This window comes from Candidatus Flexicrinis affinis (assembly GCA_016716525.1).
Lineage (GTDB): Bacteria > Chloroflexota > Anaerolineae > Aggregatilineales > Phototrophicaceae > Flexicrinis > Flexicrinis affinis.
On sequence record JADJWE010000009.1, the window covers coordinates 573,983 to 587,943 of the forward strand.

Below are 13,961 nucleotides of genomic sequence, written 5' to 3' on the forward strand. Positions count from 1 at the left end.
TCTTAAACCGGATCGGACTCGAAATTACTCCACAGTTTGCGATCAGCGTAGGGATTCCGTAGGTTTCAGTGAAGGTGTCAGGCGTCAGGAATCAGTTGTCAGTCGTCAGTAGGGAAGTGGCACTGCCGTGTCCGGTTGGCGATGACTTAAAGCCCGAAGGCTGCGGCGACCCCAGAGAATCAGGAGGGGCGACCGATCGGTCGCCCCTGCATATCTGTTTCGTCTTGGTGGAATAGGGCCAAGGCACGCCTTGGCCGGTCGATGTCAAGCGCGACTGGGCGCTACTCTTCCGCGGCGTAGATGATCGCCACGTTGCTGGCCGATGCCCATTCGAGGATCACGGCGGTGGCGCGGTCGTACGGCGCGAAGACCACCATCCCCTCGTCCATGCGCACGGCCACCGCGCGGTTGAGGTAGACCAGCTCCGCCGCCGGTCCGCGGTCGTAGATCATATCATCGCCGCCCGCGCGGCCCGGATCGGCCACGGCCAGATACAACCCCACGGTCGTGCCGGTCTCACGCAGCAGCGGGGTGTCGGCGTTGAGCCGGATCAGCAGGCGGCGACTGACCGCGACGGTCGGACGGCTCGGGTCATCGGGGATTGGCGTGGCGGTGACGTATGGAACAACAGTTGGCAGCACCAGCGTGCTTGGGTGCACGGTCGCGAGTGCCGACCCTTGCTCCGGTATCGTCGTGAACGCCGGGTCGACAGGCGGTACGGTAGCCGGGAACGGCGTCGCCGTGATGACCGGCACGTCAGTCGGCGGGCGCGTAGGTGGCGGCGTGTCGCTCGGCCGCTGTTGGCGCGGATCCTGATCCTCGCCGGGCGCGCCGACGACCAGCGGGCCGTTCGGTTCGCCGCCGCCGGGGGGCTGCATGGCGAATACGAACACGATCCCGGCGATGAGCGCGGCGATTGCGGCCCATCCGGCCAAGCGGTACAGCGGTGATGCGGTCGGCGCGTTGGCCGGAGTCGGCAGGGTGACAGCAGTCATGGTCTTGTGCTTCCTTCCGTTGAAATTCGGTCGGGCAAGACGCGCGGCAAGCCGATCTTCGAGTGCATCCGCACGGGCCGCGTCCGGCACCGGGCGATTCTCGCGAAGACGGCCTTCGAGCGGGGCGTATAGGTCGTCGCTGTTGTAGTCGTTCATCGTCAGTCCACTCTGTCTTCGACCCATGACGCAAGTTCGGGGCGGAGCGTGAGGCGCAGGTTTTCGAGCGCGCGGATGATGGTCGATGCGACCGTCCGTTCGTCGATCCCGAGTGCTTCGGCGATTTCGCGGTTGCGCACCCCAGCGAAATAACGCATCGACACCACCTCCTGCTGGCGCGGCGGAAGGCGCAGGATCGCGCGGCGGACCGCGGCGAACCGCTCCTTGCGCTGCAGCGCGTGCTCGGGGCCGGTATCGCCGCCTGCGATTTCCGGCAGGTCGTCGATCGGGACGTCACGCAGGCGGTACCGCCTGACATGCTGTACGACCTCGTGATACGCGATGCGAAACACCCACGCGCTGAACGAACCCGGCCCACGGTATTCAAAACCCGGCAGGCCGTCGACCACACGCACGAAGACGTCGGCGGCGATGTCGTCTGCATCGTCCGCGCTGCCTACGCGCGCCGCCACGTAGGCGAACACGCGCGGGTGATAGCGCCGGAACAGCACGCGAAACGCTTTTTGATCGTGCCGCGCCGCCGCCACCACCAAGGCGTCGTCGTAGATCGGTTCTGGTTCGCCCAGTGCAAAAGCCCTTTGCTGCTCTACGCGTCATAGCATAAACGGGATTGCGGCGGCAAATACTGCTCCGAGCGGAAGCAGCGTAGGGAGTCCGTAGGTTTCAAGGTGCGAAACAAATTACGTCCCGGCGGGTCCGACCGGGGCGATCTCTGGAGGGACTTCGCGGGATGTATGAGATCGGGGACCCACTCACTACTGCTTCGACGTGCTCAACGAGCGACGAAGTCGGCAGTTTCTCATCACTCGACACTCTCAACTTCTCACTTCGCTGGAGTGCGTGCCTTGTTGAATCGGCCCGCGACGTTTGCCGCGACGGCTAGGCTGGGCAGGGTGCCTTGAAAGTGCGGCATGACGTGGCGCGCGAACAGTTCGTAGCTGCGGAACATCGCCTCGCGGTCGGCCCACTCCTTCACGGTCAGGAGCAGTGTCCCGAACCCGCCGGACGCATCGACCATGCGCTGAATCGCGGCGATGGCGTCGTCCGGCGTGCCGATGATGGCGCGCGTTTCGGCAAGCTGATCGACCCATGAGTCGCGGCTGACAGCCGGTTCCGGATGCCCGTTGACGCCCGCGGCGAAGTCGAACGCCTCGTGCGCCGCGCCGGTGCGGGTTTCGTCCAATGCGCGCTGGCGGGTGTCGGCGAGATGCATCTGCGTGACCATGGTGATCTGCGACGGATCGGCGATTCGGCCCGCGGATTGCGCCCCGCGTTCGAGATGTTCGCGCAGCTCGGGGATGCGGTCAGCACGCGCGCCGGCAAGCCACCGCGCGCCCCACCGCCCGACTCGTTCGAGGTTGATCGGGTTGTCGGACGCGACAGCCACTGGGAAGTACGGATAGGTGTACGGCCGGACTTGAAGGAGCGCCTCGCGGACCTCGTACCAGTCGGTGCGCTCGGTGATCGGCTCGACGGTAGTCAGCATGCGCATTATGAGGTCGAACGCCTGCTCGAAGCGGGGCTGCGCGTCGACGATCTCGACGCCGAACACGTACAGGTCGCTGGGCAGTCCTCCGCCGACTCCGACGCCGAGCATCGCGCGCCCGCGAGTCAGATGGTCGAGCAGCACCATGCGATCTGCGACGTGGAACGGATGGTGGATCGCCAGTTGGACGACGCCGGTACCGAGCTTAATGCTGCGCGTACGTGCGGCGGCAGCCGCGATGAAGATTTCGGGCGAGGCGATCAGCTCCCAACCCGTGCTGTGATGCTCGCCGATCCACGCCTCGTCGAATCCGAGCGCGTCGAGGTGTTCGAGAAGCTGCATGTCGCGTTCGAGCGCCAGCGTGGGATTCTCGCGTACCGAATGAAGTGGCTGCAAGAACACGCCGAAACGCATCGGGGGTGGGGGCAGAGTCATGAGCGTTACTCCAGTGCTGTGCGTAGGTCGGCGATCAGGTCGTCGGGGTGTTCAAGGCCGATGCTCACGCGCAGCAGGTTTTGCGGCGTGGCGGTGGTCGGCCCTTCGACCGAGGCGCGGTGCTCGATCAGGCTTTCGATGCCGCCGAGGCTGGTGGCGCGGGTAAACAGCGAGACTCGCGCGGCGACCTGCATCGCCGCATCTTTGCCACCGCGCACCTGAAACGACAACATCCCACCGAACCCGCGCATCTGGCGGGCTGCGACAGCGTGGTTGTCGTGGTCGGGCAAGCCGGGATAGTGCACGCGTTCCACTGCGGCGTGATCGGCGAGGAACTGGGCGACCTTGCCGGCCGATTCGGTTTGGGCGCGCACGCGGATCGGCAGGGTAGGTAGGCTGCGTAGGATCAGCCAGCAGTCGAACGGCGACGGCACAGCGCCGGACAGGTTCTGAACGGTCGCGATGCGCTCACTCAACTCGCCTAACCCGGATCGCAGAACGAGCGCCCCGCCGAGGACGTCGCTGTGCCCGCCGAGGTATTTGGTCGTGCTGTGCATCACGATGTCCGCGCCGAGCGCCAGCGGAAGCTGCCAGACCGGCGTCGCCCATGTGTTATCGACGACGGTGAGCGCACCGGCGGCTCGGGCGATCTCCGCTGCTGCCGTGATGTCTACGATCTTGAGTGCGGGGTTGGTCGGCGTCTCGACCCAGACGAGTCGCGTATAGGGCCGGAGCGCTGCGCGGATGTTTTCCGGGTCGCTCATGTCGACAAATGAGGTCTGCAAGTTCCACCGTGCCAGCACCTCAGACGTGAGATAGCGCACGCCGTGATACAGGTCGTCGCTCAGGATGACGTGGTCGTCGGCGCTCAACGTCTGCAGAATGGCCGCCGCGGCCGCCATACCCGACGCAAACGCGAACGCGGACTCCCCGCCTTCGAGCGCGGCGAGCGCCTCCTGCAGTGCTGCGCGGTTCGGGTTGCCGGATCGCGTGTAGATGTTACCGTGCGGGAACGATCCATCCTCGGCGCGCTCGAATGTTGTCGAGAGCGTGATGGACGGTGTGACCGCGCCGGTGTGGTTCTCAACAGGGCGTCCGGCATGGACGGCAAGCGTTTCAATGTTCATGGCGTGGCCTGCGATGCTGGGTATATGGCACAAGTGACCGTCAGTGTAGCACCGAGGGCGGGATGGTGCATCGGAATGGGACAAAACTTAACCGGCGTGAAACTGAAGCCGCGTGCGCCGGAAACTCTACTTTACACCGCGCCAATCGTGAAATTAGCCGCGGGCGTTGAAACGGACGCTCGTCCACAAATAAAATGACAGCGGTTTCGCAGGGCACGTCCACCAAACAGTCCCCTGCGCGTCCGCTGTCATCCGTTGTGCGCGAATCCTAACCGGGATTCGCTGCTGTTTCAACAAGGAGCTTTCATGCAGAAGTCACGTGTACTCGTCTTGATCCTCGCAGCGCTCGTCTTGAGTCTGCTGCCCGCGTCCGCCCAAGCGGGTGGTGAAAGCCTCGTGGTGTATTCGGGCCGCAACGAGACCCTGATCGCGCCAATCCTCGCGCAATTCACCGAGGAGACCGGCGTTGCGGTTCAGGTCGTCTACGGCGATACCTCCGCGGTCGCCAATCAAATTCTCGAAGAAGGCGCCAACAGCCCGGCCGATGTCTATATCGGTCAGGACGCTGGCGCGCTGGGCGCGTTGTCGAAGGCCGGAGCGCTCGCGCTGCTCCCGTCGGATGTGCTCGAACGCGTACCGGCTGTGTTCCAGTCGCAGCAGGGTGAGTGGGTTGGATTGAGCGCCCGCGCTCGCGTACTGGTCTACAACCCGACCGAGGTCGAAGCGCTCGGCCTCGAGATGCCGCAGTCGATCCTCGACCTCACGAACCCCGAATACGCCGGACTGGTCGGCTGGGCGCCGGCGAATGCGTCGTTCCAGTCGAACGTCACGGCCATGCGCGTGCTGCTCGGCGATGACGTCACGGCGCAGTGGCTGGCCGACATGGTCGCCAACGGTGCGGTGAGCTATGGCAGCAGCAACACCAACCTGAACCTAGCGGTGGCCAGCGGCGAGGTGGTGTTTGGCATCACCAACCACTACTACATGCACAACCTCAAGAAGCAGGACCCGGCGCTGAACCTCGAACAGGCCGTGTTCCCCGCCGGCGATGCCGGGTCGCTGGTCAACATTGCCGGGGCGGGCGTGCTGACGACCAGCAGCAAGCCAGCGCTCGCGCAGCGCCTGATCCTGTACCTGCTAGGCGACAACGCGCAGACGTACTTCACAGAGCAGACCAGCGAGTATCCGTTGGTCGAGGGAATCGCGGTCAATGAGGCGCTGATCCCGTTGGAGAGCATCGTTCAGCCGGCGATCGACCTGAGCGATCTGGACGACTTGCAGGCGACGCTGGCGATGATCGAAGGCAGCGGCGCGCTGGATCAGTAACGCCAAGGTTCCTTGTGGGGCGCTGCCCCAAACCCCGGCAGGAGTTTGTACTCCTGCACCACCATTCTCGCGGATTTGAGCCGCCCGCGGCTCAGATCCGCAGATAAGGGAGTCCAGAGGGCGTAAGCCCTTTGGTTGCTGAGAGACGACAGGACCTACATTGGACGTTCCATTTCGCAGCGCATTACGAGACTTCGGCCCGCCGAGCTGGCGCAGCGGCGCAACCGCGATGCGCGGCCTGCTTCAACGCCATCATTGGGGGCTGGCACTGCTCAGCCTGCCGGTGGTGGCGTCGGTCGTGCTGCCCGTCGGCTATCTCATCTTGCGCGGATTGGGCGCGGGTGAGGAAGCGGTCGAGTACCTGCTGAGCGCCCGCACGATGACGATCGTGGGCAACAGCCTCGCGCTGGCGGTCGCCGTCGCTGTGGCGGCGGTCGCGCTCGGGGTCCCGTTTGCGTGGCTGACGACCCGCACCTCGCTGCCTTACCGGCGGGTGTGGCTGGTCGCCGGCATGCTGACGATGGTGATTCCGTCGTACCTGGGCGCAATTGCGTTCGCTGAGGTGTTTGGGCCGGTCGGTACGTTGCGCGATCTCCTGGCACCGCTGGGTGTGCGCCGTCTGCCGTCACTGTACGGGTTCTTCGGCGCGTGGGTCGTGCTGACGCTGTACACGTTCCCGTATGTCGCACTGCCGGTGCGGGCGGCGCTGCTGCGGATCGATCCCGCGCAGGAAGAGGCCGCGCGTATGCTGGGCATGAACCGCTGGAAGGCGTTTTTCCGGGTGACACTGCCCCAGCTCCGGCCAGCATTGGCCGCTGGCGTGCTGCTGTCGATGTTGTACACGCTGAGCGACTTCGGCGTGGTGATGGTGCTGCGCTTTAACGCCTTCACCCGGGCGATCTACACAACGTATAACAGCACGTTCGACCGCGAACGCGCCGCGCTTCTGGCCCTGATGCTGATCGCGCTGACGGCGGTGCTGGTGTGGATCGAGCGGCGGGCGGGACGGCAGGTCACAACCTACCGGCATCAAGGACAGACGGCGCGCAAGTCGTCGCCGGTGCCGCTTGGCCGTTGGACGATCCCAAGCCTCATCCTATGTGCAATGCTGGTGCTGACCGGCGTGGGCGTGCCGGTGCTGGTGTTGTCGGGTTGGGCGTTCGACCCGAACTTGACGTCTCCGATCCCGCTGGAGCTCGAGCTGCTGGTCGCGCAGTCGGTTGGCGTAAGTGCGTTTACGGCCCTGTTTGTGGCGATCGGCGGCACGCCGATTGCGCTGCTGGCAAGCCGGTCTGCATCGCGCATCAGCCGTCTGATCGTTGGGGCCTCGTATTTCGGCAACGTGCTGCCGGGGCTGGTGGTCGGCCTGGCGCTGGTGTACTTCGCGGCCAACTATATGCCGTTCATCTATCAGACGATCCCGCTGCTGGTGCTGGGCTATGGGGTGCGCTTCCTGCCATATTCCGTCAGCGCGACGCGCTCGGCGTTGTCGATGATCAGTCCACGGTTGAACGAAGCCGCGCGCACGCTAGGCTGCAGCGAGGTCGAGGCGACGCGGCGCATCACGTTCCCGTTGGCGCGGGCCGGCGTGTTTGCCGGTATGGCACTTGTGGCGCTTTCGGCGATGAAAGAACTGCCGACGACCCTGCTGCTGGCACCGATCGGATTCAAGAACCTCGTGACGCGCTTGTGGACGGGCTACGAAGCGGCGACGTTTGCGCTCGTCGGGTGGCCGGGACTGATGCTGTTGGCGGCAAGCGCCGTGACGCTTCTGATCCTCTTGTGGCAAGAGGACTAGCGCGCGGGCCGAACCGTGCGATAATGGCCGGATGATCCGAGAGAGAACCGAATCTTCACCCAAAACTACGCCGACCGTCCTCGACGTCGATAGCCTCCGCAAGTCGTACGGCGATGTCGTCGCGGTAACCGAGACGAGCTTCAGCCTGCGTTCGGGCCAGTTTCTGACCCTGCTCGGGCCGTCGGGCTGCGGCAAGACGACAACGCTCCGCTTGATCGCCGGGTTCGAGCCGCCCGATGCCGGAAGCATCGACATCCACGGACGGAACGTCGCCGGGCCGGGAGTGTTCGTGCCGCCCGAACAGCGCCGCATCGGCATGGTGTTTCAGGACTATGCGCTGTTCCCGCATCTCAACGTCGCCGACAACATCGGCTTTGGCGTGCGCGGCGACCGACGCGCTCGATCCCAACGCGTGGCGGAAATGCTATCGCTGGTCGGCCTCGAAGGCTACGGCGACCGCATGCCCAGCGCATTGAGCGGCGGCCAACAGCAGCGTGTGGCGCTGGCTCGCGCGCTTGCCCCACAGCCCAACCTGCTTCTGCTTGACGAACCGTTCAGCAATCTCGACGCGGCGCTGCGCGCGCAGGTACGCGCCGACTTGCGCGCCATTCTGCGGCAGGCCGGCGAATCGGTCGTGTTCGTCACGCACGATCAGGAAGAGGCGCTCAGCCTGTCCGATTTCATCGCCGTGATGTTCGAAGGCACGGTCGAGCAGATCGCGCCGCCGCTGGCGCTGTATACACGCCCGGCAAGCCGCCGTGTCGCGGAGTTCGTGGGCGAAGCGTATTGGCTGCCGATCGACGCCGAGGGCACGACCGGAACATCGCCAATGGGCGACGTGACGCTGGTCGAAGCGAAACGCGGTCCGATTGACGGCCTGATCCGCCCCGAGCAGTTGGTCGTCGGCGAGGGCGGTGTCATGGCCCGCGTCGAGTGGCGCGAGTTCTACGGGCACGATCAGCGCGTCGGTCTGCGCTTGGCCGATGGCCGCGTGATGGCTGCTCGCACACCGCCCCATATCCCCATTACCCCCGGCGATACCGTCACCGTCAAACTGCGCGGCCCGCTGCTGCCGTTCGACCGCGTGTAAGGCTGTCAGGGCGCTGCCCCGAACCCTGCCAGAAGGCTTTCGCCCTCTGGACTCCCGATCTCGCGGATTGACCTCGCACGCGAGGTCAATCCGCATAAGCGGGGTCAAGGGGTGCAAATCCCTTGTGGAGGTGCGGAGGCGAAGCCTTTGCATAAAAGAAACCACAATTGGTCATTTGATTCTTTTCAAACGGTGTTAGAATTGCGCCCGTTCCCGGTGTTGAATTACACGAAGAGGCGCAGTTCATGTCTGACGTACGTTTGGCCCGATTGGCATCGCTGCTGGTGAACTACTCGACGGCGGTCAAGCCCGGCGATTGGGTGGGCATTCTCGGTGACGTATCGGTGCTTCCCGCGCTGCGGGAGGTGTACGCGGCGGTCGTCAAAGCCGGTGGCAACCCGTCGCTGATGATCGACGACGCGGCGATGCAGCGCATCATGCTACGCGACGGCAGCAGGGATCAGTTCGACTGGCTCGATCCCGCATTGACCAAGTACTACAACGAGGCGGATGTGTACATTCGCATCGGCGGTACGCCCAACACTCGCGCGATGTCGACCATTCCCGGAAAGCGCGTGCAGGAATTGGCGGTCGCGCGGCGCTCTTGGCTGGCAACCCGCCTTGACCGAGCAGCACGCGGCGAGTTCCGGTGGGTCGGTGCGTGGTACCCGAACGAGGCCAGCGCGCAGGAAGCCAACCTCAGCCTCGAGGAGTACGCCGATTTCGTCTACAGCGCCACGTTCTGCGATCAGGACGACCCGATTGCGCGTTGGCAGCAGGTTCGCGACGAGCAAGAGGGCAAGGTCGCCTATCTCAAGGGCAAGGACCGCGTCGTGCTGAAGGGGCCGAATATCGACCTGTCGCTGAGCATCAAGGAGCGCGGGTTCATCAACTGCGCCGGGTCGCACAACATGCCAGACGGCGAGATTTTTACCGGGCCGGTGGAAGAGTCGGTTAACGGTTGGGTGCGTTTCAGCTATCCGTCGATCGTCGGCGGGCGCGCGGTCAGCGGCATCGAACTGACCTTCAAGGATGGCAAGGTCGTCGAAGCCAGCGCGAAGGAGAACGACGATTTGCTGCAGGCTCAGCTCAACACCGATGCTGGAGCACGCTATCTGGGCGAGTTCGCGATCGGCACCAACTTCGGCATCAACCGCTTCACCAGCAACATCCTGTTCGACGAGAAGATCGGCGGGACGGTCCACATGGCGGTCGGCATGGGCTATCCCGAGACCGGCAGCAAGAATCGCAGCACCGTCCATTGGGACATGATCTGCGATATGCGCACCGACAGCGAGATCCACGTCGATGACGAGTTGTTCTACAAGAACGGCGAGTTCGTCGTCTAATTTGGCCGATAGAGCATGCGCGGCGCACGACTTTCGGTTACTCTGATGCGTAGTGAACGTAAGCGCAGAGGAGTCCCGATCATGACGCATCTGGTGCGCCGCGCAGTTGTCTTAGGGGTGCTGCTGGCCGTAGTGGCCGCTGGCGTATGGGCGCAGGGGCCAAGCGGTGGCGGCACAGGCGGCGAGCGTCCTCCGCTGACGCTGGACGACCTCGATTTAGAGGATTTCGGTGAAGTGCTGCGGAACCCGCAGGCGTTCATCGACGAGTTTGCGCCGCTGTTGGCTGAACCGGTGCAGGAGCTGGTCGATCAATTCGGCCCTGAGATTCAAGCGAACGTAACGGCGCTGGAGGCCTCGGTCGCCACGTCGACCGTTCGGTACGCCGCAATTGTGCTTGGCATCCTCGTCTTGTTGTTTGCACGCCGCGCAAAGGCGTGGAGCTGGCTGGCGCTAGGCGCCGTTGTCGGGCTTGCGGTCGCGCCGCTGCCGCTGGTGGATACGCTGCGCCAAGAACTGCTGACGGGCGAGCTTTCGTTTCTGCTTGACGACCCGCTGGCAACGATTTCGATGGTTGTTGTCGGCGCGCTGGCAGGCATCGCGGTGTTTGCCCCGATGTTTTACCTGAGCGTCACCGGCATCATGGCGCTGGTCGGGATCGCGCTTGCGACGCAGGTGTTCGGGGCTTCGGCGGACGTCTTCGACTCGCCAGGGTTCCTGCTCGGCGTGGTCGGCGGGTTCATCGCCGGCGGATACGTGTCATCCCGCAGCGGGCTGCTGGTAACGCTGGCGATCGGCGCCGCGCTGATCGTGTTCGGTTTGAACCTGTCGCCGCTTTGGATCGTATTACTGATGGCAGTTGGCGGCGCATTTGCCGGCCTGCGCTCGACTCGTGGCAAGCAGATGACAAAGCGCATTACGCTGCCGACGCTCGAATTGCAGGAAGGCAAGGTCGCGAAAGAGAAAGTCAAGCCGAAACGGAGTGGGGCACATCTGCACGATATCATGCCGGAGATGGCTGACGACCGAACGGAGCCGCTGATCCGGCGATAAGCACACAAAGATTGTCGTAGAGGAGATGAGATGGAGAAGCACCCGTTCAAGGATTATGCCGACCTACGTTTCTACGCGCCAATGCTGGCGTATTCGCCGGACGGCAGGCAGATTGCGCATGTGACCAGCGAGTCCGGGCAGTTTAACCTGTGGACGATGCCGACCGGCGGCGGTGAACGGCGCCAGTGGACGCACTACACAGACAACACCGTACGTGCCGTCGACTGGTCGACGGACGGCAAGAAGATCGTGTTTCTGGCCGATGCTAATGGCGACGAATTCCGCCAGATTTACGTGATGGACGCCATCACCGGCGAGACGTACCCGCTGCGCCACACCGAAAAGACGCAGCACAGCTCGATCGCCATCTCTCACGACTGCAAGTGGCTGGTCTATGCGGCGAACGATCGTGTGCCGGGTGACGTGGACACGCAGATCTACAGCTTCGAGACCGGCGAACACAAGCGCCTGACCGAAGGCAAATTGATGTACCCGGGGAATTGGTCGCCGGACGACCGGTACCTTCCGGTCAATGACGTGCGTGGTAACACCGACTTCGACCTGCTCGTGTACGACATGCAGGCCGGCGAGATGCGCATGCTGGTCAAGCCGGAGAGCCCGGCGATTGTAGCGCCGGCGGCGTGGTCGGCGGACAGCCAGTGGTTGTATCTCGTGACCAACATCGGCCGCGAGTTCAATGGAATGGCGCGCGTACACGCCAGCGGCGGCGCGTGGGAATACGTGCTGACTCCGGACTGGGACATCGAGCAGGCTGTCATGCTGCCCAAGTCCGATCGAATGGTGTATGTCGTCAACGAGAATGGCGCATCGGTGCTGTACGGGTACGACTTCGCGACCGGTTCCGCGTTCGAGGTGCCCAAGCTGCCGTACGGTGTCGTCAGCGCGATCGTGCCGAACCACGACGGCTCGCGGCTTGCGCTGACGATCAACCGCCCGGTCGAAGCGTCAAACCTGTATGAGATCGACCTCGCCGCAGGCACGCTGACACGCCTCGGCCAGTCGATGCTGGGCGGCATCCCCGAGGAGTCGTTCATCGAGCCGGAACTGATCCACTTCGACACGTTCGACGGGCGCAAGATTCCGGCATGGCTGTACCGCCCACGCGGGAACGCCCAGCCCGGGCCGGCGCTGCTGTCGATCCACGGCGGGCCGGAAGCGCAGGAGCGCCCGACCTACGCCTACAACGGCTTCTACCAGTTCCTCGTCAGCCGCGGGTTTACCGTACTGGCGCCCAACATTCGTGGCTCAACCGGCTACGGCATCAGCTACCAGAAACTGATCCACCGCGACTTCGGCGGGGACGACCTGAAAGACATCGAACATGCGGCGAAGTATCTGCAGGCCGTGGACGGTGTCGATACTAACCGGATTGCGGTGTTCGGCGGTAGTTACGGCGGGTTCGCGACGTTGAGCGCCGTCACGCGTTTGCCGCAGTACTGGGCCGCCGGCGTCGATATCGTCGGGCCCTCGAACCTCGTGACGTTTGCCAAGGCCGTGCCGCCGTTCTGGAAGCCGCTGATGAAGGCATGGGTCGGTGACCCGGACGAGGACTACGACATGCTGATCGAACGCTCACCGATCACGTACGTCAAGAACGTGCGCGCGCCGATGCTGATCATTCAGGGCGCCAACGATCCGCGCGTGGTGAAGGCAGAGAGCGACCAGATGGTCGAGCAGATGCGCGCCAACGGCGTGCGCGTCAAGTATTACGTCGACGACGCCGAAGGCCACGGCACCACCCGCAAAGAGAACATGCTCAAGTGGTATTCGATGGTCACGGAGTTCCTGACCGACGAACTGCTGGACGAGCCGGCGTAGGCCATCGCAAACACGAACAGGGGCGACCGACCGGTCGCCCCTGTGATTCTCACGTTTGACTGTTCACGCCGCTACGCGGGCGTGAGATGCCGAGATGCGCCTCAGTGGAACGGGACGAGCCCGAACGTCAGCGTGACGGTCAGGTGGTCGTTCTGCTCGCCCTCGATCTCGAACCGGCCGTCGTACAGCTCGGTCAGGCCGCGCGCGATAGCGACGCCGAGTCCGCTGCCCTGCTGCTCGTACATCACGCGGTCGAACTGCATGTACGCCCCGGCCGCCTTGATCTGCTCCTGCGACATGCTGCGCCCATAGTCGGTGACGCGGATGCGGAACACGTCACCGTCCTCAGCCGGCTCGACCCCGGTCTGCACGATGACGGGGGTGCCGGCCTCAGAGAACTTGAAGGCGTTGTCAAGGATCTCATCGAGGATCTTCATCAGGTCGTGCTCGCCGATCAGGATCGGCGCGGGGATGCCGTGATGCAGCGTGAGGTCGGCCTCGCGCTGGGCGGACTGGGCGCGGAAGATGGCCTGATGCTCGGCGGTGATGTGCGGCGTGCTGGTGAACTGCTTGCGCAGGTTTGAAAGCCGCTTCGGGTCGCTCATCAGGGCTTGGATGCGCACGTAGGTCAGGTAGTTCTCGACCAGACGATGCAGCCGCAGTGCGGAGTTGTTGATGTGGCCGGCCCACTCCAGCACCTGTTCGGGGACGATGTCGGGCGCTTCCATCATCAGCATGTCGCTGAAGCCGATGATCGTGTTCAGCGGCGTGCGCAGCTCGTGGGGCAGGGCGGTGGTGATGCTGTCACGAAGCTGGGTGAGCTTGACCTCGGTCATCTCCTCGATCGTCACGCGTTTGTCGAGCCGCGCGCGGATCGCCGCCAATAGTTCGTCGTTCTCGACCGGCTTGGTCAGGTAGTCGTCCGCGCCGAGGCCCATGCCGCGGCGGATGTCGGAACGGTCAGTCTTGGCCGTCATGAAGATGAACGGGACGGTGCGCAGGTCAGGCTCGGCGCGCATGCCTTCCAGCACGCCGTAGCCGTCAAGCTCCGGCATCATGATGTCGCACACGACCAAGTCCGGCTTGAATTCGTAGGCGATGTCGAGGCCGATACGGCCGTTCTCTGCGCCCTGCACTTCGAATCCCTCGAGCCGGAGCAGCTCGACCAGATCGCTTCGCAGCGCATGCACGTCCTCGATGACAAGGATTCTCACGCCCATTCGTTTGTTCTCGCTGTACGCAGACGTCGTCGCAAGGATCTCGCTCGTTGTTTGCAGCACACGTGTTCC

At 64.0% G+C, this 13,961-nt stretch carries 11 protein-coding genes; 6 read left to right on the forward strand and 5 right to left on the reverse strand.

Going from position 1 to position 13,961, the window contains the following annotated elements; genetic code table 11:
• Window positions 1-281: 281 nt before the first annotated feature.
• The 4 genes from IPM16_21715 to IPM16_21730 form a co-directional block, all read right to left on the reverse strand.
• Window positions 282-1,151 (reverse strand): hypothetical protein, encoded by an 870-nt coding sequence (locus IPM16_21715; GenBank protein MBK9125723.1) that lies wholly within the window; start codon window positions 1,149-1,151, stop codon window positions 282-284.
• 2 nt (window positions 1,152-1,153) lie between these two features.
• On the reverse strand, window positions 1,154-1,699 hold the full coding sequence (locus IPM16_21720; protein ID MBK9125724.1) for a sigma-70 family RNA polymerase sigma factor: 546 nt from the start codon (window positions 1,697-1,699) through the stop codon (window positions 1,154-1,156).
• Window positions 1,700-1,995: 296 nt separating this feature from the next.
• The gene (locus IPM16_21725; protein ID MBK9125725.1) at window positions 1,996-3,093 is read right to left on the reverse strand and encodes an LLM class flavin-dependent oxidoreductase; all 1,098 of its coding nucleotides are present in this window, start codon (window positions 3,091-3,093) and stop codon (window positions 1,996-1,998) included.
• Window positions 3,094-3,098: 5 nt separating this feature from the next.
• The gene (locus IPM16_21730) at window positions 3,099-4,220 is read right to left on the reverse strand and encodes an aminotransferase class V-fold PLP-dependent enzyme (protein MBK9125726.1); all 1,122 of its coding nucleotides are present in this window, start codon (window positions 4,218-4,220) and stop codon (window positions 3,099-3,101) included.
• Between the two features lie 306 nt (window positions 4,221-4,526).
• Here IPM16_21730 and IPM16_21735 point away from each other — a divergent pair, with 306 nt between their 5' ends.
• From IPM16_21735 to IPM16_21760, 6 genes are all read left to right on the forward strand, one after another.
• The gene (locus tag IPM16_21735) at window positions 4,527-5,546 is read left to right on the forward strand and encodes an extracellular solute-binding protein (protein ID MBK9125727.1); all 1,020 of its coding nucleotides are present in this window, start codon (window positions 4,527-4,529) and stop codon (window positions 5,544-5,546) included.
• A 160-nt stretch (window positions 5,547-5,706) separates the two neighbouring features.
• Complete coding sequence (locus tag IPM16_21740) at window positions 5,707-7,344, forward strand: iron ABC transporter permease (protein ID MBK9125728.1); 1,638 nt, start codon at window positions 5,707-5,709, stop codon at window positions 7,342-7,344.
• Between the two features lie 31 nt (window positions 7,345-7,375).
• Entirely contained in the window at window positions 7,376-8,434 is a 1,059-nt protein-coding gene (locus IPM16_21745; protein MBK9125729.1) for an ABC transporter ATP-binding protein, read from the forward strand.
• A gap of 245 nt (window positions 8,435-8,679) precedes the next feature.
• Window positions 8,680-9,783 carry an aminopeptidase gene (locus IPM16_21750; protein ID MBK9125730.1) on the forward strand — a complete coding sequence of 368 codons (1,104 nt, stop codon included), beginning with the start codon at window positions 8,680-8,682 and terminating at the stop codon, window positions 9,781-9,783.
• An 81-nt stretch (window positions 9,784-9,864) separates the two neighbouring features.
• Entirely contained in the window at window positions 9,865-10,833 is a 969-nt protein-coding gene (locus tag IPM16_21755; protein ID MBK9125731.1) for a hypothetical protein, read from the forward strand.
• A 30-nt stretch (window positions 10,834-10,863) separates the two neighbouring features.
• Complete coding sequence (locus IPM16_21760; protein ID MBK9125732.1) at window positions 10,864-12,672, forward strand: S9 family peptidase; 1,809 nt, start codon at window positions 10,864-10,866, stop codon at window positions 12,670-12,672.
• A gap of 101 nt (window positions 12,673-12,773) precedes the next feature.
• Here IPM16_21760 and IPM16_21765 read toward each other — a convergent pair whose 3' ends face one another.
• Complete coding sequence (locus IPM16_21765; GenBank protein ID MBK9125733.1) at window positions 12,774-13,952, reverse strand: response regulator; 1,179 nt, start codon at window positions 13,950-13,952, stop codon at window positions 12,774-12,776.
• Between the last annotated feature and the right edge of the window lie 9 nt (window positions 13,953-13,961).

Coding starts and splice junctions, on each gene's coding strand:
- IPM16_21715 (MBK9125723.1), bottom strand. CDS start 1,151: ATGAACGACTACAACAGCGACGACCTATACGCCCCGCTCGAAGGCCGT.
- IPM16_21725 (MBK9125725.1), bottom strand. CDS start 3,093: ATGACTCTGCCCCCACCCCCGATGCGTTTCGGCGTGTTCTTGCAGCCA.
- IPM16_21730 (MBK9125726.1), bottom strand. CDS start 4,220: ATGAACATTGAAACGCTTGCCGTCCATGCCGGACGCCCTGTTGAGAAC.
- IPM16_21735 (MBK9125727.1), top strand. CDS start 4,527: ATGCAGAAGTCACGTGTACTCGTCTTGATCCTCGCAGCGCTCGTCTTG.
- IPM16_21745 (MBK9125729.1), top strand. CDS start 7,376: ATGATCCGAGAGAGAACCGAATCTTCACCCAAAACTACGCCGACCGTC.
- IPM16_21750 (MBK9125730.1), top strand. CDS start 8,680: ATGTCTGACGTACGTTTGGCCCGATTGGCATCGCTGCTGGTGAACTAC.
- IPM16_21755 (MBK9125731.1), top strand. CDS start 9,865: ATGACGCATCTGGTGCGCCGCGCAGTTGTCTTAGGGGTGCTGCTGGCC.
- IPM16_21760 (MBK9125732.1), top strand. CDS start 10,864: ATGGAGAAGCACCCGTTCAAGGATTATGCCGACCTACGTTTCTACGCG.